The organism is Thiocapsa sp. (assembly GCF_018399035.1).
GTDB lineage: Bacteria > Pseudomonadota > Gammaproteobacteria > Chromatiales > Chromatiaceae > Thiocapsa.
In genome coordinates, this window is the sequence record NZ_CP073760.1 from 5,368,912 (window position 1) to 5,388,988 (window position 20,077).

The 20,077-nt window shown below is 62.3% G+C and carries 15 protein-coding genes; 9 read left to right on the forward strand and 6 right to left on the reverse strand.

Features of this window, described 5'->3' with window-relative positions; all coding sequences use genetic code 11:
• Positions 1 to 600 precede the first annotated feature (600 nt).
• From KFB96_RS24440 to KFB96_RS24455, 4 genes are read right to left on the reverse strand one after another with little or no spacing between them, the layout of a single operon-like run.
• On the reverse strand, positions 601 to 1,239 hold the full coding sequence (locus KFB96_RS24440) for a hypothetical protein (protein WP_213455995.1): 639 nt from the start codon (positions 1,237 to 1,239) through the stop codon (positions 601 to 603).
• Positions 1,236 to 2,525 carry an AAA family ATPase gene (locus tag KFB96_RS24445; protein WP_213455993.1) on the reverse strand — a complete coding sequence of 430 codons (1,290 nt, stop codon included), beginning with the start codon at positions 2,523 to 2,525 and terminating at the stop codon, positions 1,236 to 1,238. The genes KFB96_RS24440 and KFB96_RS24445 overlap by 4 nt, the downstream gene beginning before the upstream one ends.
• The gene (locus KFB96_RS24450; RefSeq protein ID WP_213455991.1) at positions 2,522 to 4,630 is read right to left on the reverse strand and encodes an N-6 DNA methylase; all 2,109 of its coding nucleotides are present in this window, start codon (positions 4,628 to 4,630) and stop codon (positions 2,522 to 2,524) included. The genes KFB96_RS24445 and KFB96_RS24450 overlap by 4 nt, the downstream gene beginning before the upstream one ends.
• Entirely contained in the window at positions 4,623 to 4,838 is a 216-nt protein-coding gene (locus KFB96_RS24455) for a helix-turn-helix domain-containing protein (RefSeq protein WP_300971752.1), read from the reverse strand. The genes KFB96_RS24450 and KFB96_RS24455 overlap by 8 nt, the downstream gene beginning before the upstream one ends.
• A gap of 151 nt (positions 4,839 to 4,989) precedes the next feature.
• Here KFB96_RS24455 and KFB96_RS24460 point away from each other — a divergent pair, with 151 nt between their 5' ends.
• The 4 genes from KFB96_RS24460 (at position 4,990) to KFB96_RS24475 (ending at position 14,459) form a co-directional block, all read left to right on the forward strand.
• Entirely contained in the window at positions 4,990 to 5,613 is a 624-nt protein-coding gene (locus tag KFB96_RS24460) for a toll/interleukin-1 receptor domain-containing protein (RefSeq protein ID WP_213455987.1), read from the forward strand.
• A 183-nt stretch (positions 5,614 to 5,796) separates the two neighbouring features.
• Positions 5,797 to 10,227 carry a DUF3883 domain-containing protein gene (locus KFB96_RS24465; protein WP_213455985.1) on the forward strand — a complete coding sequence of 1,477 codons (4,431 nt, stop codon included), beginning with the start codon at positions 5,797 to 5,799 and terminating at the stop codon, positions 10,225 to 10,227.
• Positions 10,224 to 13,991, forward strand: coding sequence for an AAA domain-containing protein (locus KFB96_RS24470; protein ID WP_213455983.1), 3,768 nt, complete (start codon positions 10,224 to 10,226; stop codon positions 13,989 to 13,991). The genes KFB96_RS24465 and KFB96_RS24470 overlap by 4 nt, the downstream gene beginning before the upstream one ends.
• A 168-nt stretch (positions 13,992 to 14,159) precedes the next feature.
• Positions 14,160 to 14,459, forward strand: a complete 300-nt coding sequence (locus KFB96_RS24475; protein ID WP_213455981.1) for a GIY-YIG nuclease family protein — start codon at positions 14,160 to 14,162, stop codon at positions 14,457 to 14,459.
• A gap of 122 nt (positions 14,460 to 14,581) precedes the next feature.
• Here KFB96_RS24475 and tnpA read toward each other — a convergent pair whose 3' ends face one another.
• Positions 14,582 to 14,995: an IS200/IS605 family transposase gene (gene tnpA, locus KFB96_RS24480; RefSeq protein ID WP_213455979.1), complete on the reverse strand. Its 414-nt coding sequence runs from the start codon at positions 14,993 to 14,995 to the stop codon at positions 14,582 to 14,584.
• A 22-nt stretch (positions 14,996 to 15,017) separates the two neighbouring features.
• Here tnpA and KFB96_RS27215 point away from each other — a divergent pair, with 22 nt between their 5' ends.
• From KFB96_RS27215 to KFB96_RS24490, 3 genes are all read left to right on the forward strand, one after another.
• Positions 15,018 to 15,374: a transposase gene (locus KFB96_RS27215; protein WP_300970977.1), complete on the forward strand. Its 357-nt coding sequence runs from the start codon at positions 15,018 to 15,020 to the stop codon at positions 15,372 to 15,374.
• A complete protein-coding gene (locus KFB96_RS27220; protein ID WP_300970978.1) occupies positions 15,347 to 15,814 on the forward strand; it encodes a transposase in 468 nt (155 codons plus the stop codon). Before KFB96_RS27215 ends, KFB96_RS27220 begins: the two co-directional genes overlap by 28 nt.
• A 374-nt stretch (positions 15,815 to 16,188) precedes the next feature.
• Entirely contained in the window at positions 16,189 to 16,431 is a 243-nt protein-coding gene (locus tag KFB96_RS24490) for a DUF6868 family protein (RefSeq protein ID WP_213455977.1), read from the forward strand.
• 311 nt (positions 16,432 to 16,742) lie between these two features.
• On the opposite strand, the gene KFB96_RS24495 is transcribed toward KFB96_RS24490, so the two are convergent.
• Entirely contained in the window at positions 16,743 to 17,507 is a 765-nt protein-coding gene (locus tag KFB96_RS24495; protein ID WP_213455975.1) for a hypothetical protein, read from the reverse strand.
• An 877-nt stretch (positions 17,508 to 18,384) separates the two neighbouring features.
• On the opposite strand from KFB96_RS24495, the gene KFB96_RS24500 reads away from it, so the two are divergent.
• Positions 18,385 to 18,945 carry a hypothetical protein gene (locus KFB96_RS24500; protein ID WP_213455973.1) on the forward strand — a complete coding sequence of 187 codons (561 nt, stop codon included), beginning with the start codon at positions 18,385 to 18,387 and terminating at the stop codon, positions 18,943 to 18,945.
• An 82-nt stretch (positions 18,946 to 19,027) separates the two neighbouring features.
• Entirely contained in the window at positions 19,028 to 19,984 is a 957-nt protein-coding gene (locus KFB96_RS24505; protein WP_213455971.1) for an IS1595 family transposase, read from the forward strand.
• Positions 19,985 to 20,077: the final 93 nt, after the last annotated feature.

Below are 20,077 nucleotides of genomic sequence, written 5' to 3' on the forward strand. Positions count from 1 at the left end.
ACAACCCGCGCAACGCTGCTAACCCTGTGAGATCCATCGACGGCGGCCGGCGACTAGGCCGATGACGATAATTGACCGGTTCTGCTCTGACTTCCCTAATAAATACAGGAGCGACTCACCGGGTGTCGCACCGGCACGCGGGATGCCCTTTGCATGTTGCCTTCGCGCCTTCATGACTGTCGCCCCTTCGCCACGGCATTAACACGCCCGCGCCGGCGCTACCAGGGCTTACCGACCTTCGCTTCGCTCTCCTTGGTAGGCAGCAGCTGGCCTCATAACGTCCGCTGTGGTTTGCCTTGCAGTCGTTGTGGTTCGCAGCGCCTGCGTCCGGTTGGGGTAGTGACTTGTAACTCGATGAGCCGCGAAGGACTTTCCGCTATCAGGATCGAAGAGTCACTCGCTTCCGGTTGATGGGAGGCGGCTCCTGACCGGGTTGCTGCCGTTAGGGTCGCCTGAACCGACCCAAGACCAGCTGGACCGCAGGCGGCAGCAAAAGCGGTGGACGAATCCGGTAGGGTCAGCGCGGATTACTCTGATGAATTCTCGTGGAATAAAGTGACCGACAACACGCGAGAAAGAGACCGGCAAGAAGCATGTCGATCAACACGCGGGGAACCAAGCCCGAAGCGCCTTCAGGAGCTGCGCGAGGGCGATATCTTGGCAGCCCTTGACCGATACTTTTGACGCCACCTGCCGGTAGAGCGCGGCGGAACGCGGTGCCCTTCGTCCGCAGTGCCTCAGTGCCCATTCCGCCGCCTCTTTGGGCCGTTCCGGCTTGGTCTGGCCGGGGGCTATCCAACCCGCGCCTTCGAGTGCGGGCCTCAGCTCCGTCCAGGACGGCCATCCGAGCGCCGTGGCGGAATGCGGCGATTCCGACCAGAGCCACACATCCGCCTCGGGACGCACCACGAGGGCCAGCGCCGCATCCGCGGGCCAGCCGGCGTCCGCGAGATGTACCCGGAGCTGTTGCTCGATCACGTCGGCCCCCGGACTGCCCTCCCATTCCTCATCGACGATCACCACTGCCCGTCGATAATCGGGAGCCAGCGGGCGCAGCAGCTCGTTGGCGCGCACATAAAGACCGGGGTCGTTCTGCCCGGCGGCCACCTTGATGTCGCGCCGGCTGTCGAAGCCGAAGGGACGGCAGCCGATCACTCGATGCACCTGATCTCGCTCCAGCAAGCCGGCCACCGCTTCGGCCATGTTCTTGTCGGCAACAAGAAAGAGGAGGTCGTTCATTCGAAGACCCCGGTGGCAAAGAGGCTGCCGAGATCGATTGCACCCTTCCAATGGGCAAGGCGGGGGTGCTCGCCGCCGGGAATGACCGTCGCGTCCCCTGACCGATCCAGCCGCGTGATGACCAGCTCCGCGACCTGCGCATCCGCGAGCACGACCGGGGAGTGGGTCGAGACCCAGACCTGTTGGTCGTAGAGCGACCGAAGCGACTGCATGATGGTGTCGATCGCCTGCGGATGGATGCTGTTCTCGGGCTCCTCGATGACCAGCAGCGGCGGTATGTCGTCGAGATAGGCGACCAGAGTGAGCGCGAAGATCCGCAGCGTACCCTCCGACAGTCCGGAGGACGTGACCTCGTAGCCCCCTTCGTACTGCACCCGAAAATAGGCGTGGTGGTCCTCTTCACGCTCGCGCAGGGAAATTCCCGTGATCTGGGGCAATGCGGTGCGCACGTGCGCGACCCATGCGGCGAAGCGCTCCGGGTCGGTTTGCTGCAGACGCAGCGCGAGCCAAGGGAGGTTCTCACCTGAACCCATGAGCTTCTTCGGTAGCCCGGGCGGGCTTGCCTGGCGCAGCTCGCCCCACATGGGGTCGAAGAAGAGGACACCGTCGAGAAGCAGGTCGAGGAGCCAGCGACCGGCCGCAAACTCGGATTCGGATTCGTACTGGAGGCGGGGCAGGGCAAGCACCGTGCGATCGACCTGTGAGTCGCGATCCCTGCCACCCTTTTTCTCCGGCCTCAACGTGGCCTCTGACACATCCTCCCAGCTGAGCTCGCGCTTCAGAATGAACCGCCAGCCCTTGTTGTTCGCGTTCTCTCCCTGCATGGGCAGGCGTCCCGCCTCATAGGCTCGGTCGTACGGGAAGACGAACAGGTATTCGCTCTGAACGATGAGCTGCTGCTCTTCCTCTGATTCCAGGCGGATCTCATAACGGATGTGAGTCGGCCACTTCGACTCATCGCGTTGCACCGCGGCGGTTGAGGCAACGACGAGCTGTTGCTTCACGTCGTCAGGCAGCCGCGCCTCGATCCCGATAGAGAAGCTCTTGCGTTGAGCGCGGAACGGGATCTCGTCGAGCGAGGCCGCCCGGGCGCCGCGACCGAGCAGACGTTCCATGAAGGCGCCGGCTACATTGCGGCTGCGGAGCAAGTCGCCGAGAAGCACCGGGATGTCGAGTAGCGTCGTCTTGCCCGAGCCGTTGGCTCCGGCGATGACACAGAAGTCGGATAGCGGGACGCCGAGCTGCTCGAAGCACCGATAGTTGGTGGCGTCGATACGGGTGATCATGCGCCTGGCTCCGCGTGGTTCGCTCGGAACGCCCGATAGGCTTCCAGGATGGGACCCGGCACGAACGTTCCATCCTGCTTCTGGTAAGGCAGGTCGTTGTCGAGGGTCTTCTCCTTGCGGCGCAACACCCGGATTACGGACTGCCCCCCCACGCGCACGCGCTCGCGGTGCTCGACCTCTTCGACAAGCTCCTCGCCGTCGGGGCCGCGTTTGTAGAGCGTATTGCCGCGTCGGTCGAAGCCAACCTTCTCGGCGACCGCCATGAAGACGGGGTAATCGATGCTCTGGCCCAGGTCCTCGGCACGCACCTCCTCGTCGGTCTTTTTCTTGAGGAAGAGCAGGCTGGTCAGGATGTTCACGTTCGCTTCGACGATGAACACCTCGACTGGCAGGTCGATGCTGGCGAGCATCCAGCAGTGGCGCAGGAGCCACCAGCGGATGTATTCGTCGCCGGGGTTGCCCAGGATACCGTCGGGCAGGACGATGCCGGTGCGCCCGCCAGGTCTGAGCCAGTCGATGCAACGCTCGATGAAGAGCACCTCCGGCGCGACGCTGCCCTGGAGGCGTCCGGTGTTGCGGAAGCCGCCGTCTTCGGTGCGCTCCCAGATGTGCGCGAGCTCGAAGTGCTTGAGGATGTTCGGATCGGTGATGGGGATGTTCGACCCGAAGGGCGGGTTGGTCATCACCACGTCCATGGTGACGAGGTCTGCCTTGCCAGTCGCCTCTTTGACCCCTTGCAGGTGACCAGCCGGGAACTCGAGGGAGTTCATGTTGAACACGCGGGCTTGGCCGTTGCTGGCCATCAGCACGTTCATCTGCGCGGCGCGCACCAGGAAGGGGTCGAAGTCGGCGCCGAAGAGGTTGTGCTCGACGAACGCACGCAGCTCCTCTTGCACCGACAGGAACTCGTCTGTCGACTCATCGTCCATCGCGATGTTGGACGCCGCGCGCAGCTTGGCGTCGAGGTGTTTCAAAGTCGACACGAGAAAGCCGCCGGTGCCGCAGGCCGGGTCCATTACGCGTTCGTCGGGCTGCGGGTCGAGCATGGCGACCATGAGATCGACCGGCCCCCGCGGCGTGAAATACTGGCCGCGGTCGCCGCGGATGTTGTGTTTGACCAGCTCCTGGTAGGCGGCGCCTTTGGCGTCGAGCGCGGTCCGGCCAAGGTCGTACTTCGCGAGCTCGCCCACGATGAAGCCCAGCGCCCGGTCGGACAGGGTGATGCGGGGCGGGTTGTCCTTGAAGAGGGTGTATTTGTATTTCTCGGCGACCTCATCGACGAGCCGGGTGACACGCTCGCGAATGGCGGCCTGCCCCTCGGGGTCAAACTGCTCGTCGACCAGCTGTCGCTTGCCGTTGACCTGCTTTTCGAACATGCCGGCCCAGAAGCGGGGGGGCTGGTCCCTTGGGCGGCGCTCGTCGTGGAGCTTGGCGAAGATGAGATAGAGGAACTGCCAGAAGGCAGCGTCCTTCGGCATGCCCTCGTTACCGTGGATGTAATTGTGGCAGCGGCGGAAGGCCGTCAGCAGCATGTCGCGGTCGGCTCGACGCAGCTGCGCCAGTGATGCGACCGTGCGGCTGCCGAGTGTGCCGTCGGCCATGGGCCAGTCGCCGCGCGGGTGGAACTTGGTGTCGAAGCGCGCCCTCTCCTTCTCGAAGAAGAAAAAGTCGATTCCGTTGGTCCAGAGTCCCCACCGGCACTCCTCGGTCTCCTCTTGGCTCATCGCAGCATAGAGGAGCCCGAATTCCTTTTCGGCCTGCTTGTGGTCGCGCATTTTGTACGCGCCCCTGGACCCGGTCTTAGGCTCCTTGTCGCAGATGACGACGCGGCGGAGGTTCTCCGGGGTCTTGTCGGCGCCCGGCTCGAAGATCGCGATGTCGATCTTCTTATTGCGCCCGTCGATCTTCATCTGGAAATCGGGGACCATGTCCTCCACGGAGATCCCGTACTCGTGGAACAATGCCCGAGCGATGCGCTGACGCACCTGCTCCTTGGGGGTGTCCTTGACGGGCTTGTCAGTGATGTAGTCGAGGAGCTGGCCCTCCTCGAGGGATGTGACCTCGTCGTCGGCCAGGTCGATCTCTTCCACTTCGAGGTCACTCATCGTCGGACTTCTCCTTCAGGTCCTCGTCGGAACGACTGGCTGCTCCACCGTCGCGAATCCAGGCGTCAACGTCTTCTCGTTTGAACTTCCAGAACCGCCCCACCTTGTGCCCGGGCATCCCCTTCTGTGTCACCCAGGCGTACACCGTATCCTTGGAGACACCCAGGTATTCCGCGATCTCGTCGACTGAGCGCCAGCGGTCTTCCAAGTCGTTGCCTCGATTCAGTTGGCATGGCAGGCCCCGTTTATAGACCTGGCTTGAGCCTGCGTCAAACAGATTACGCATGATTTAGCAGGAAGTAGTGGGATTTGCACAGGGTAGGCAAGGTGTCACCGAGGCGAGAGGCCGGGAGGGTGAGATGGCGAGCGTGTTCTTGTCCTATGCGCACGAAGACGAGGGTCTGCGGGATCAGCTCGAAAAGCACCTGTCGCCGCTGAAGCGCGAGGGTGTGATCGAGACGTGGCACGACCGCCGGATCGGGCCAGGCGACGCGTTCGCCGACGAGATCGACGCTGCCCTGGAGACATCCGACATCGTGCTGCTTCTGGTCAGCGCCGATTTCCTCGCCTCCGACTACTGCCATGACATCGAGATGCGCCGGGCCCTTGAGCGCCATCAGCAGGGCTTGACCCGGGTCATCCCGGTCATCCTCCGACCGTGCGACTGGCAGTCCGCCGCGTTGGGTTACCTCAACGCGGTGCCGAAGGACGGCAATCCGATGACACAGCACCAGTCATTGGACGAAGGTTTCGTCGACGTCGCGCTGGCAATCCGAAGGGCAGCACAGCGACCGACCAGTCCGGTCGGTGTCGGCACGACCTCGAAACCGGTATCCCCAGCGACCAGCGAGCTACGGCCGAGCCGCTCGAGCAACCTCCGTATCCCAAGGACCTTCACGGACCGGGACCGGGATCACTTCTTCGACGAGGGAGTTCAGTATATTGCGGACTTCTTGCTGATCGAGCCGCTGCGAATTACTTGATTGGAGAGCAAGGGAATTGCGGCGCAGCAATCGCCCCCGCGTGTTGCTCGACATCCATCGGGGACAGACGGTTCAGCACCGCCAGCAGGGCCTCCCACACGTTGACGGAGCCATTGCGTGCAAAGGCTTGCGCCGATTCCAATAGGCGAGGAAAGAAGTCCGGGAACGGGCCGAGGAGAGGTTATGGAGACCGAAAAGCAGCATTTCATTGACGAGCTACGCGGGACCAACGAGAAAAAGTACCGCGATGCGATCGATGCGCTGGCGAGTCTATTGGACGCCTCGCTGGACCACGAGTGGATGTACATCTTCGAGCTGGCCCAGAACGCGCTGGACGCGGGGGCCCGGCGTCTCTTCTACGCCAGCGACGGCACGGTGCTGAGCTTCCAGCACGACGGGGCCGATGCGCTGGCGGAAAAGCATGTTAAGGCCCTGTCCCGGATCGGTGGGTCCACTAAGGGGTTGTCCACCATCGGGTTCATGGGCGTCGGGTTCAAGGCAGCGTTCTCCCGCTTCCGAACGGCGCGGGTGTGCGGCTCCGACTGGCGATTTCGGTTTGACGTCGACGTGGACAAGGGGGCCTCCGGTGTCGAGCTCACCCGCTGGATCGACACCGTGCTTCCCCATTGGGATCCAGACCTGGAGGACCCGGATCCCGGGTTCACCACGCTGTTCAGGATGGAGCGGCCGATCCGCCACGAGCGCCCCCTTGCCAATGACCTGTCGAGGCTGGAAGCGAATGGCCTCACTCCTCTGGCCGTGCTCGCAGCTCGCGGGCTGCGGCAGCTCACGATCGGGGAGACCAATTTCAACCTGAAGCTCGAGAACGGCGAGATCCGCATCGACCGCGACGATACCTTGGAAACGAGGCGCTGGCACCTGTTTCGCGCCTCCTACACACCCACCGACGCGGCCATGGCGGAGTTCTTGAAAGTCCGCCGCCAGCTCAACGAAGAGCTGACCGACGACGGCCGACGCAGAGAGCGGGAAGTGATCGCTCTGCTCCCATTGGACGACAACGGCATGCCGGTTCCACCTGACCAGGCATTTGCGTACACCACGCTTCCGACGCAGGACAGGACTCCTACAGGGTTTCACATCCAGGCGGACTGGCTGGTCAACGTGGACCGGCAGCGACTGCGCGACATCGACGGCAACGCTTGGCAGGAGGAGATCCTGGCCCAGGTCCCGAACCTCATCGGCCTGCTCTTGGAATGGCTGGCCAGCCCCGAATTGATGGACGAGCAACGCGTCGGCGGCTACCGGGCCCTGCGCATCCCGAATGCCGATGGGGACCAGATCGACCAGGCATTGGAGAGGCTTCGCGGCGCCGTCGCCGAGCGGCTGTCGGGCCGCCCGGTCGTACCGATCTACGGGCGGGGAGAGCGCCGTTTCTCTCCGCCAGAGACGGTCGCCCGTCTCGGAGGTCGCTTCCTGAGCGGCTTTGGACACCGGCCCGACTGGAGTCCGGACGTCCTTTTCGGGTGCGAGACCTTGGACGAGCGGCTGATGGGTCCAGACGCCCGATCCTTCGCCGACTGGTTGGGCTGGGGGCAAGACTTGGATCTCGATCGTCTGCCCTGGCCAGAAGCGCTGCCCGAGTGGTGGCAGAGCCTGGAAAAGGACGAACAGATCGACGCCTTGTTGGCGCTATGGAGCGGCGTCGCCGAACGCGGCTGGGAAGATGCGCCCGTCGTGCCCACGGAGGCCGGCACCTGGATTCCGGCAGAAGAGAGCATCTGGTTAAACGAGGAATCACCGAGTAACGAGAAGCCGGATGGACTTGCAATCCGAACCGCTTTAGCAGGGTATCTGCCAACGCCGGAGCAGATCCCCTTGAGGCGGGTTACGAACAAAGTCGGATTAAAGGCTCCGACTGGATACACATCGGACGCGAATAATCCCGTCCACTGGGTTCATCGGCACAACAGGCGAGTCGAGCTCGCAGCGCTGATCGCTCAAGCAGTCGACGAGGCGCCCGCAGATCAGCCTTTTCCCCTGGTTGAACTGACCGGTTGGGCAATGGGGCTCGGTCCGAGCCGCCAGGATTTGGTGCCGGCGGTGCTCACGGAAGCCGGACCCAAACCGCCGGCGCAAGCCCTGATGTCAGATCCGCTCGTTGAAGGAGTAGAGCACCGGCGCCGCCTGTTCCGACGATTGCCTGCCCTGGACGAGCTCTACGCCGCCCTCGATGATCCGGACGGAGTCATCGCGTTCCTGAAGGCACTGGGTGTCCGTGGGCACGGGGAGCTCAAAGAAAGTCCCAAGAAATTCTGGCGGGAACATCGCCCGTCGCTCGCGAAGCAACTCGGCATCGAGCTTGGGCAACTGGAGGATGCAAACGTAGCAGGATACACGCTGGTCGACTACGAGCTGCCTTTCGGGCTAGACGCCGCAGCCGCACACGCGCTGCAAGATTGGTTGACCCGCGAAAATCGCTTCCTAAAGGATCGGGGGCGTCTCAGTGCCGTCTCATACTACTACGGGCGCAAGCACACTCCAGGTACCTGCCCCTGCTCTTGGGTGAAGGCACTCAGCGAAACGGCTTGGGTTCTCGGAAGCGATGGCGCCCGCCATCGCCCCGCCGACCTGCTTCTCGAAGCCCACCCGGACTTCGATGACGCCTTGGTTGCCATTATCGACACCGGATTGGCAAACCGACTCCAGGCCGAAGGGGTTGAGTTCGGTGCGGGGGTGCCGCGCTCCCCAGCAGTCCGCCGCCTACTGCGGCGCGGCCGGGAGGCTCTGACAGAAAGTACACTGGCGGAGTTGCTGGAAGAGGCCAAGTACGAGCTGGATTCAGGATCGACGACCAAGCAGTCCATCCATGAGGCCCTCGATCAGATCCGCATCCGGGGTAGGTTCCCCATCTCACGCCTCGTCGAGCGAACCGGAACTGGCCCGAAGCAGCGCGGGGGCCTCGGGGGCTGGGTGCTTGCGGTCACTGACCTGGAGCCTCGCCTAGAGGCTGCATTGTGCGCTTGGATACCGGCCTTCCCCAGCACCACCACTGGCCAGCAGTCCCTGGATTTCCTCCGATACGTCTGGTCTTCGCGCCCCACCGCCGGCATCGACGAACTCAGACGGCACATCGCCGCCGCCTATCGATACGTCCTCGACGACGCGGACCGTGACCATTCACTCGCCATGGCCTGGCAGGAGGTCAAAGCGGACGCCATGCTTTTCGGGTCCAAGCAATGGCATCCGCTCGGGGAATCCCTTGCAGTGGATGACGTTCAATCCCCTTTGGTGCGGAGACTGCTGGCAGGGGATCGCATCGTGGTCAGCTCCGCGCATTTGGGCGATGAACCCGCACAGATCAAGCTGGTCGCCCGAGAGCTGGGCATTGGCCTGCTGTCGGAGACGGTTGAGCTGGTCCCGGGCAGCGTCTTGGAGCAGCCCAAGTACGCGCCGCGCATGCGCGCCCTGACGCTCGGACTCGCCCGTCTAGAGAACCGCAAACCCCTGATGGAGATCCGCTACCTGGACCGCATCGCTCTGCGTGTGGAACAGGCTTGTCGCCCGATTCGGGCCTACGTGGAAGACGGCGTTCTGCACCTTGCAGGCACACCACAGGAGTTTGCAGCGGAGGCGGCCAGCCAACTCGTGGAGCACTTCCAACTCTCTCAGCGCGGATCCGAGATCCCCTTCCTGACCGTGGCACTCGTCAACTTGGAGAACAAGGGACCTTTCGAAAACTCCATCGCGATCCTGGCAGACGCGCTGGGCGTCGACCTTCTTTGTCCGGATTCGGCTGAGGGATGCGAGCAGAGGCGATCCCAGGAGGAGGACTCGGGTCCGGAAGGAGAACACTCGAACGCCGATCATGGGAAAGGCCATGCCCACAACCATGCCGACGCCGGCGGTGGAAGTGGCACTCGAACTGACCTTAGCTCCGGGGGCGGAGGCAAGAGCAGCAGCGGAGATGATTCCAACGTTAGATCCAGCACGGCTGCTGGAGACGGCACGGGAGTCCGATCAGGTACGGGCACCGGAAGCAACTCTGGAGGTGGAAAGAGCAGCGAAGCTGGAGCGAGGCCAGGCGGTGGAGGCAAAACGTCCGGCGAAGTTGGCGCCAGAGGCGGAAATGGTGCGAGCAACCGCCCCTACTGGCTCCAGATTCAAGGAGGCCGCGGCGGAGCCGATGACCGCCAGCCGAAAGACGACCATCGGGAAAAGGAAGCCGTACTCCAGTTCGAAAAGGCCCGACATCGTGTCGCGGAGGCGAAAGCAGACGCCAATCCGGGCTTCGACGTGGAGAGCCTCGATTCAATATCCGGTCACATCCGCCGGATCGAGATCAAGGGCATGTCCGGGGTTTTCGACGAGACCGCGGCGGTCGCCATCTCCTGGAGGCAATTCGAGATGGCCGTGCACAACCAAGACGAAAATATCGAGTACTGGCTCTACGTGGTTGACCAGAACCGCTCGGATAATCCCGGCGTACATCCGATTTCCTGGACGCGGCACAAGGGACAGCTGAAGTTCCTGTTCGAGGGCGAATGTTGGCTGGGTGAGGTTGAGCGCACTGAGACGCCATTCGAAGCCACCGAACTTGATCCGGGTGATTCGCTCTCGGGTTTCGAGCCGCCTGAGGACGAGGAAGACCAATGACCGCCCCTTTCGCCATCAGCCCCTCCGGACTGGGCCGGTACTTCTTCCACGACTGCGAGCGCTTCCTGCGCTGGCGATCGACGCGCAATCCGGGGCAGAACGGAGTGCCGGACCGGGGCTACGACACCGGCACGCTGATGAGCGCGGTGCTCGATAGCGGGCGCGCCTGGGAGGAGACACTGCTGCGCGACTACCTGGGAGAGCAAGCCCGAATTGCCCCGGGTGACGGTTCGATCGCCGACCGGATCTGGGGCCGAGAGGAGACCCTCGAGCAATTGCTCCAGGCGCAACCCGGCCAGTACATCTACCAGCCCACCCTCCGGGCTCCGGACGTGCTTTACCAGCGCTGGGGCCTGGCCCCGGATCTGGTGCGCATCCCGGACAATCGGCCCGATCTCATCGAGGTCGCCGAGCAGTCTGGAGAACGTGTTTATCGGATCATCGACATCAAGCGCGGTGCAGCCCTGCGCCTACCCTACCGCGTGCAGGTTTACTTCTATACGATGGAGCTCGACGCCATCGTGCGGGAGCTTGGATTGCAGGGAGTCGTGGACCTCGAGCAGGGCGCAGCCTGGCTCGGCGGTGCCGAGAGGCCCCACACATTCGACCTGGCCTTGGTGGCATCCCACGTAGACGATCTGCTGGAACGGGTTCCGGAGATCTTTGCTTCGCCCGTGGATGAGCTGAATTGGCATCTGTCCCATCGCTGCGAATGGTGCGAATACCTGCTCGACTGCCATGCGGACATGCGCGAGAAAGACGACCCATCCCGCCTCGTGGGAATCACTGGGTATGGAAAGCGCTTCCTCCGCAAACGACTGCAGGTGTCCAACCTGGACGGACTTCGGGCGGCCCTGGCCCGGCCGGATATCGATTCCATCCTTGCTGAATGTGCGTCGCTGTCTGGAGAACGTCCGCGATTGGAACGGCGCCTGCGGGCGTACCAAGCAGACGAGCCAGTGACATTCGGCAGCCTCCACCCGGCCCTACCCAGAGGGGAGAACCTGGCCCTGTTCATCACGGTCCAGACTGAACCGGTCGCCGACCGGACGTGGCTGACCGGGATGCTGCTGAGCGGGAAAGAGGAGACGCGAAAACTGCTCTTCGGTGAGAGCGGCAAGGCTATGCCTTACATCCTGCTCGGGGAACAGGAAGCAGACTGCGCAGGGGTGCGCGAGCGGTTTCTTCACCGCTTACATGCGATTCTGACAACTGTCCACCGCTGGAACGAGCAGCAGAGTAACTGGAGCGATCAGCTCTCGCTCCAGCTGTATTGCTATAGTGCGCAGGAACGGGAGCACTTGGAGCACTTGCTGCTGGAATGCCTCTACGAACCCGCACTGGCGGAGCAGGCGATGACGGTCTTGTTCCACCTGCAGAATGCGGACATGCTGGAGGCGGCGGAGCATCCGGAGGATCTGGTCTGCCATCCGATCATCCCATTGGTCTCTGCGGCCGGACGTTTGCTCGCGCTGCATGTGGACGTGGCTTACACCCTTCCCGAAGCGCTGACGAAGCTCGGCTCGCAGTTCGAGCTGCGACGCGACAGCGATCTCCACTATCCCTTCGGTCATGGCGTTCGCGCCGATTTGCTGCTCGACGCCTGGAACGGGGAACCGACAAATCTCGACACGCTGCGCCGGGAGGCCGCAAACCGCCTCTATGCCTACCGCGCGTTCCTCCGGGCTGTCCGTGAGTTCGCGGGTGACTTGCTGGTCACCTGGCCTCCCAAGCATCGTCTCGCTGCGGCCACGGGAATCTCGCATCCGCAGCTCTCGCGGTTGGCCTTTCTGGCCAGATACGAGGCCCTCCTCTCCGCACTCGCCATCCGCGACACGCGCGCCGAAGCCAGGGAGATGCAAGCGGCCAAGGGAAAGTTGATTCCGATCCGCCATCTCGGCGGTGGCCACTTCGAGGTGACGACCAGCGGGGTTTCGCTCGATGCCAGCGACTTTACGCGGTGGCTGGTCGTGCGGGACACGGACCGAGGTATGCGAGCCCAGGTCAAGTTCGACGACTGGTCCCGCAGACGTCAAATGTGGGCGGGGCGTCCGGATCCGCACCTGGGGATCGCCACGATCACGACGATCGAACACGACACTCTGGGCTACGCCGGTGGATGCTGGCTCGACTGGGTACAGCCCATTGAGGGCGACTGTCCGGTCGGGGGCGATTTCCTGCTCCTGCCTCGCTTCATGGACTTCAACAGTGAAAGGTTGGTGAAGGTCCTCGAAGGCATCGAGCATGAGACGTCTCTCTGTGTCGAATTGATGGCGGATCCGCGAGCCGCCTCGAACCGACCGCCGGTCTCTACCCAGGAGCACGGCTTGCTGGAAGCAGTCCTGCCTACCTTGTCCCTCACCGGTAGCCAAGAGGCCGCCTTGAGGACCACCGCCCACAGTCGAGTGACCGCAGTCTGGGGTCCGCCTGGTACCGGCAAGACGCACTTTCTCGTCGCGCTGATCCAAGTACTTGCCGCCATGTACACGCACCTGGAGCGCCCCTTCCGTGTACTGGTCACTGCGATGACCCACGCAGCCATTGAAAATCTACTGCGCAAGCTGCTGAACGCCCCCCAATCGCGGTTCGGGCCGACTCCAGTCGTCGGCAAGGTTGGATATTGGCAGGGCGACGACGACCAAAACGTGGAGCTGATCGGCAAGGACGCACTCGACCATTGGATGGCCAACCATTCCTGCTGCGTTGTGGGCTCGACGGTCTGGGGACTGCTCAAGTCTGGCTACCAATTCGACTTGGTCCTCATCGACGAGGCGTCCCAGCTCAAGACACCGGACGCCTGCATTGCCATCGAGCGAGTGACGTCGGAAGGTCGGCTCGTGGCGGCCGGCGATCACGCTCAGCTTGGCCCGATCGTCAATGGTGTATATCCGGACCCACCGGACGATGAACCTGTCCTGCATCGCTCCGTACTCGACCTGCTCCGGCAGCGGCCTGGCCGCGACGGCGCGCCGCTCTGCCAGCTTCTGGAGAACTGGCGCATGAACGAGACGCTGACGGACGCTTCACGCGCGATCTACGGCCCGAGCTTCCGTTGCGCGAATGATGAGATCGCAAATCGTCGGTTGCGACTCCGCGCCGAGCGACAAGGCTTTCTCGGCGCTTGCTGTGATCCGGACTATCCGCTCGTCATCGTCGCGACTGACGGGATTCAAGCCGCTCAGGCCAACGAGCCCGAGGCCGACCTGGTCGCAGCGCTGGCGATCGCGCTGCGCGAAGACATGGAAGGTGTGCAAGACGACCGGGAGTTTTGGAAGGACCACCTGTTCATTATCAGCCCCCACCACAGTCAGATCGGCGCCATCCGCCGACAGTTGGCGAACAAACGGGACTGGGACGCCTCGCCATTCGTCGATACCGTCGACAAGATGCAAGGCCAGGAAGCCGAGGCAGTTCTGGTCTCCTACGGCGTCTCCGACCCCGAATACGCAGCCATGGAGGCGGAGTTCATCTATGGGCGCAATCGTCTGAACGTGGCCATCACCCGCGCCCGCTGCAAGTCGATTGTCTTTCTTCCCCAGCCACTGTTGGACGGCTCCCCCGAGTTGCTGAACGACGAGACCGTGGCGGAAGGTCTCGCATACATGCGAGACCTCGTCGCACTGGCTCGTCGCTGCGAGACGCCTCGGGAGTTTCCATTGAACGAAAACGTGACCGTACGCGTCTACCGAGTCGGCAGGGCGGGGAGGGTGGATCTCGAAGCGAGTAACCATTGCCCGGCAGAGGCAGGGGCTTTCGATCCGTGAGCCGCTCAAATCGGCTATGGTGCCTAAACAAACAATGTCCTGCGCGCGTGATTGAAGGAAACTTAGTAGGGCAAACAGACGCGCGATCAGTTTTCATGTCCGGAGACGGTGTGAGTTTCGTGGCGATTTCAGAATCGGCATAGCCGCAAGGAGTCGCCAAAAACATCCGTGGCTGTCAACCGCGACAACTGCAAGTTCGGGAAGGCAAGGAGCCTGAGGAACCGAGGCAAGAACTACTGCAAGACGTTTGGCGTACGGTATGCCAATTTTCAGGCCATCGCTGCCGTTTCAATTCAGGATCTGGAGAGGGCGGAGCGACTGGTGGCCGAACAGCTCGGACCCTACCGGATCCGCGGACCGTCCGGTCGCATCACCGAGTGGATGAAGGGTATCGAGCCGACGCAGGTGGTCCGGATCGTCTTGAAAACCCTGGAGGATTGCGGAATCCACTTCACCAAGCTGTGCTGAGCGTCTGAGCGAAGGAGTCGTCGATGTTCGATCTTGGAGACTGTTACCAGTCTTGCGCGAAAAGCCCCGTCGTTCAGGGCGGGGATGGATAGCGCCGGACGGTGGACCCGTCCGGCATCTGTTCAGGTGGAAGTCTGTTGCTGTTCGATGTACTGGCGCACGATGGAAATCGGGGCACCGCCGCAGGAGGCGGCGAAGTAGGAGGGCGACCAGAGGACGCCTTTCCAGTAACGCTGCTGAATGTCCTGGCGCTCTTGGCGCAGCAGGCGGCTGGAGACGCCCTTGAGGCTGTTCACCAGGGCCGACACCGCCACCTTTGGCGGATAGGCGACCAGCAGGTGCACATGGTCGTGCTCGCCGTCCATTTCGACCAGCGTGGCCTCGAAGTCGGTGCAGACCTTGGCGAAGATCCCGCGCAGGGTGTCGATCGCGGCAGCGTCGAAGACCTTGCGGCGGTATTTCGCCACAAAGACCAAATGGACGTGCATCTGAAAGACGCAGTGTCTGCCGCGTCTAATGTCGTTGTCTTGTGTCATAGACCAAAATATACTCCAGGTTATGTTGCGTCTCCAAGCGTTCAAATTCGAGTTGATGCCGGATGGCGGGCAGGCGCGCGACATGCGCCGCTTCGCCGGATCGTGCCGGTTCGTCTTCAACAAGGCGCTGGCGATGCAGCAGGAGCGGTATGCGGCTGGGGAAAAGCGGCTCGGGTATGCCGGGCTGTGCAGTGCCCTGATCGAGTGGAAGGCCGCCCCGGCGACGGCCTGGCTCTGCGACACCCCATCCCAAGCCCTACAACAGACCCTCAAGGACCTGGAGCGGGCCTATACCAACTTCTTCGCCAAGCGGGCCGACTTTCCCCGTTTCAAACGGCCGTCGGGATCGACATGGGCATCGCCCGCTTCGCCACCTTGAGCGACGGCGCCGTGTTCGAGCCCCTGAGCAGTTTCAAACGCCAGGAACAGGCGTTGGCGAAGGCGCAGCGCGCCATGAGCCGCAAGACCAAGTTCGGGAAGAACTGGATGAAGGCGAAAGCCAAGGTCCAGCGCATCCATACCAAGATCGCCAACGCCCGGCGCGACGACCTGCACAAGACCACGACCACGATCAGCCAAAACCACGCGATGGTGTGCATCGAGGACTTGCAGGTTCGCAACATGTCGGCGTCGGCGGCCGGGACGGTGGAAGCGCCGGGCACCAACGTTCGGGCCAAGTCCGGCCTGAACAAAGCCATTCTCGACCAGGGTTGGTTCGAGTTTCGCCGGCAACTGGACTACAAGACGGCGTGGAGTGGTGGGCACCTGGTCGCGGTGCCCCCACAGAACACCAGCCGGACCTGTCCGTGCTTTCTTTAATCCCGCGTTCGATCCGGATGCACCGCGGATCGTACTCGCCGGTCGGGGACCGATCATCGAAGGGACCGCCGACCAACTCACGCGACAGGCAGATGCGGTCCCGACGTTCGTGAAGAGGCGCGTGAACTGTTGGGAGTACGTTGGCCGTTACAGGGTCGTACGGCAGACCTACGACCAAGCGGAGATTCTGCCTTACGCGCGCAAGGCGAACAGAGTCGGTGACGTCACGTCGGTTCTCTTCCTGCAGAGCGCGGACTGAGCCAGGTGAGATCTGCGATCTGCGCGAAGCCACGCCATTGGTCGGCCGGGATGACCTGCGGCGGACCTTGTCGGCTTGCTGGAGATCTTGCGATCAGCGGCTACGGGGGTGAGGTATGACGACGACAGGCAACACGGATTTCCTGCTCTGGTGTGTCGGCATCAACTACGGATTTCTGCTTCTCTGGTTCGTGGGCTTCGCCTTGGCCCACGACTGGATGTTTCGCCTGCACAGTCGATGGTTCAGGCTCTCGGTCGAGACCTTCGACGCGATTCATTATGCGGGCATGGCCGCCTACAAGCTCGCCATCCTGCTGCTGAATCTGGCGCCGCTTCTCGCGCTCTACCTGTCCGACTGACGGCAGGGTAGGGGACCGAACGCGCGCTGCCGAAAACCCTCGCCGCTCCGGCCATGACCGATGACGCTTGAAAGGTCGCAGGGTACTCGAATCTGGCATCGGTTGCCGGCGGGGTTGCGTGGTCGTCGGCACTGGCGTCGGGTGACGGAACCGGGCTTAGGCCCGGTTTTTTTGTTGGGGCTTCGAAATTTGGTCTGCGATGATTTCGGTCATCACAGCCGCTTGGAGCTGTGCCGAGACGGTGGGGGACTGCCCGGCCTCGATGGCCGGGCAGTCTTACGCCAAGCGATGCATATCTGACCTAGGACCGATCAGGAGTCGTCATCACGATGATCCGGTGGCACGTACTTCCATGAATTCGGAATACCCTTTTCTCCCGATTGGGCGGAAGGACCTGTGCCATCTCGATGATGCTGCTGCATTATTTCGCCCATATAACGATTGGCGCCATCCTTGGACGCGTCGACTAATTTTCGGAGACTGACCTCCGGCATCGGCTCAGGCGTGTAGGGCTCGACTGCGATCGTAGCAGCGGCGATGAGATGGCGGCGTATTGTCGCTAGATGCCCCCACTCAGTATGTATCTCATGGATTCTCGCAAGGAGCGCGTGAGTGGCATCTCGCTCCCAGCTACGAGCCCGACGCATGACGCCGGCACTGGCTCTTTTCGCGGAGGAGCGTGTCGGGATGTAATGGCGCTGCCGATAGACCTTTCCGTCTTTTCCTCGCTGTAGGGTGATGTACGCCCACTCGTCGCCTAGCGTCATTCGTAAGGGGCCGAGGAGCCGCACGCGAACACTGAGCTGGCTGCGATCGGCGAATGGTCTTATTCGGTTCATTTGATCTAACCAGTGGATGTGCATCACGATGAGATCATAGGTCTCCCTCAGGAGGCGCATCATTCTGGCGCGCACTGTTCGATCGATTGCGGCGTAGGCATGAGAATCCGAAAGATACGGATGGGCTGTCTGGATCGACATATGGGTTCCTCGTAGGTTGGTTGGAGCATCAACCGTAACAAGCGTTTTTTGCGATCGAGTGAGGAAAAGCGGGCAAAAATCGTCCTTTTTCTGCACCAGCTGACTGAGTAGTAACCGCGACACCTTAATGCGGCCTGGATGGGGTATCTTCGGACGACGAGTCTTGGTCGCGGTGGCCCGAACCAATGTCGTGGAGAGCGACTTTCGCGACTGGGCGACTGCTGGAGTGTCGTGGAGGGTGACTTTCAGGGCGAGCCTAGGCTGCGTATGTCATGAAGATCGACTTCCGAAGACAGGACGCCTCAGGGAAAGTCGCGGAGAATGACTTTTGGGCGGATTTGGGACAGCGCGAACTGCAGGTCGACTATGCCCTGCGCGCGTGGGTTGGGGCACGTCGCACCCAGGCATCTTGGCGGCCCCTGCGGGTAGTAGGAGCAACGCGGTCTCTGCGCGCTCGGGACGTGCACTCCGGCGACGAACCCGCGTGCTCGGAAGCGTAATGCCGATTCCGAGTCTTAGTGCCGCGCTAGAGTGCAGGGCTGACAGGCTATATGGAAAAATCTGTCGCTTTTCCAGAAAGGCCGCGTCCTGCAGGACCCTTTCCATAGAGTTAGATATTATGGAAAAGAAGACGTGACATTCCCGAAAGCCAAGATGTATCACTCTTCAGTGATTGCCTTGATAGGGAGTGTTGGCATCGATCGGGTTGGCTTTGGAATGGGCTTCGGAGCAGCTGAGACTGCCATGCGCTCGGGCGGCTTCAGCGTCTCGATCTTCTTGTGAAACGAGTCGGTTTTTTCGGTTATCCTTGGCGGTGACACGCGAGCCATAACAATGGCGGCGTGAGGCATGATCTAGACGGAGTATCGGTCTGCGTGTCGTCACGGGGCGGTCTAGCAGTGCGTTTTGCACTTGGTTGACGTACAGGTAAATGCTTGTTTACCGATGTCCGTTTACGAATCGGAAGCTGTCTATGAGCCAGCTACCTTCAGAGAGTTCTCTTGCTATGGCCTGGATTCGCGTTGATCTCTCACAAGGAAGTCGCCTGCTGGTGGATGATCTAATGGATTTGCCGGCGAAGCTGCGCATCCGGCGCTTGCTGGTGCTGATTCATGCCGCCGGCTGTGGTCAAGACGGCTGGCCCAGCCAATTCGAAATGCGCCGTGCGCGTGTGGAAACAACGGTCGCTGACTCTGGTCTGCCCACGATACGGCTACGGCTCGGTGCGGATTGCCGGGAGCTCGAGAAGTATGTGCGAAGTATCCCGCGTGGATCACGGGCAACGGCATTGCTTGCTCTGGCAGAGTCAGGTCTCCGGACCCTCAGTCATCGCGAGATCAGAGATCGGTTGGAAGGCGCCTCGGTTTCTCGGCAGTCATCGGTGACGCGCGCAGCCACTGCCGATAACCCGGTTATGCGGACTTCGATAGATGTACAAGATGACTTGGCAACTGACGGTAATAGTGCCGATTGGAACGAGGATGCACTTGATTTTGCGATTAATGCGCTCCTCGGTTTAACCCCTCATAATTAGAAAGAATCTTCCGCCAGGCTCACGGAACGAGCCACCGGTCGGCGCAGACTACTCCCAAGCCCACTACCCGACGGAGTCTGCCATGGCCATGAATCGGATCCAGTTCCAGCAGGGGATGTCGTTGTTCGAGCACTTCCAACACTTCGGCACCGAGTCGCAGTGTTCGGCTGCGCTGGAGCGTACGCGCTTGCCGAACGGGTTCCGCTGTCCGAGCTGCGGCGGGGCCGCGCATTGCGTGCTGCGCGGCAGCACCCGCAAGACCTTCCAGTGCAATGCCTGCCATCACCAGACCTCGCTGATCGCCGGAACCCTGTTCGAAGGCACCAAACTGGGACTGACCGTGTGGTTCCTGGCGATCGATCTCATCGGCGAAGCCAAGACCGGGCTCTCGGCCTTGGCGCTGAAACGCGACCTCGGGGTCAGCTACCCCACGGCCTGGCTGATCCATCACAAGCTGATGCAGGCGATGGTCGAGCGCGAGGCCGCCACGGTGCTGCGCGGGACCGTGCAGGTCGACGACGCCTACCTCGGCGGCGAGCTCGTCGGCGGCACCGCAGGGCGGGGCTCGGAGAACAAGGTGCCCTTCGTCGGCGCCGTCTCCCTCAATGATCAGGGTCATCCGATGCGCGCGAAGTTCACCCCGGTGTCCGGCTTCACCCGAGCCGCCATCGCCGCGTGGGCGGGCGCGAACCTCGCCCCCACCAGCACCGTCGTCTCCGATGGCCTGGCCTGCTTCGCCGGCGTCACCGACATCGGCTGCACCCACCAGCCGACCGTCGTCGGGACGCGCAAACCCAAGGAGTTGCCCATGTTCCAATGGATCAACACCGTTCTGGGCAACCTCAAGACCAGCTTCAGCGGGGCCTACCACAGCTTCGACTTCGGCAAGTATGCCGAGCGTTACCTGGGCGCGATCGCCTATCGGTTTAATCGCCGCTTCGATCTGCACGCCCTGCCGACCCGCTTGTTGGTCGCTACCACGGCTTGCGGTCCCCGCCCCGAATCGTGGATTCGGCGCGTGGCGGAAGCTCCTTTCTAACCGCTAGTCAGGTGCCGCTTTGAGCGGCTCACGAATTCAAAGCCCCCGGCTTTGCCGGGGGATGGTTTCTTGTGGCGTTGCGGGAAGGGAGCT

What these genes read in the sequence shown, in the direction of transcription:
- KFB96_RS24440 (WP_213455995.1), bottom strand. Translation starts at nt 1,239, where the DNA reads ATGAACGACCTCCTCTTTCTTGTTGCCGACAAGAACATGGCCGAAGCG.
- KFB96_RS24445 (WP_213455993.1), bottom strand. Translation starts at nt 2,525, where the DNA reads ATGATCACCCGTATCGACGCCACCAACTATCGGTGCTTCGAGCAGCTC.
- KFB96_RS24450 (WP_213455991.1), bottom strand. Translation starts at nt 4,630, where the DNA reads ATGAGTGACCTCGAAGTGGAAGAGATCGACCTGGCCGACGACGAGGTC.
- KFB96_RS24460 (WP_213455987.1), top strand. Translation starts at nt 4,990, where the DNA reads ATGGCGAGCGTGTTCTTGTCCTATGCGCACGAAGACGAGGGTCTGCGG.
- KFB96_RS24465 (WP_213455985.1), top strand. Translation starts at nt 5,797, where the DNA reads ATGGAGACCGAAAAGCAGCATTTCATTGACGAGCTACGCGGGACCAAC.
- KFB96_RS24470 (WP_213455983.1), top strand. Translation starts at nt 10,224, where the DNA reads ATGACCGCCCCTTTCGCCATCAGCCCCTCCGGACTGGGCCGGTACTTC.
- tnpA (WP_213455979.1), bottom strand. Translation starts at nt 14,995, where the DNA reads ATGACACAAGACAACGACATTAGACGCGGCAGACACTGCGTCTTTCAG.
- KFB96_RS27215 (WP_300970977.1), top strand. Translation starts at nt 15,018, where the DNA reads ATGTTGCGTCTCCAAGCGTTCAAATTCGAGTTGATGCCGGATGGCGGG.
- KFB96_RS27220 (WP_300970978.1), top strand. Translation starts at nt 15,347, where the DNA reads ATGGGCATCGCCCGCTTCGCCACCTTGAGCGACGGCGCCGTGTTCGAG.
- KFB96_RS24490 (WP_213455977.1), top strand. Translation starts at nt 16,189, where the DNA reads ATGACGACGACAGGCAACACGGATTTCCTGCTCTGGTGTGTCGGCATC.
- KFB96_RS24500 (WP_213455973.1), top strand. Translation starts at nt 18,385, where the DNA reads ATGAGCCAGCTACCTTCAGAGAGTTCTCTTGCTATGGCCTGGATTCGC.
- KFB96_RS24505 (WP_213455971.1), top strand. Translation starts at nt 19,028, where the DNA reads ATGGCCATGAATCGGATCCAGTTCCAGCAGGGGATGTCGTTGTTCGAG.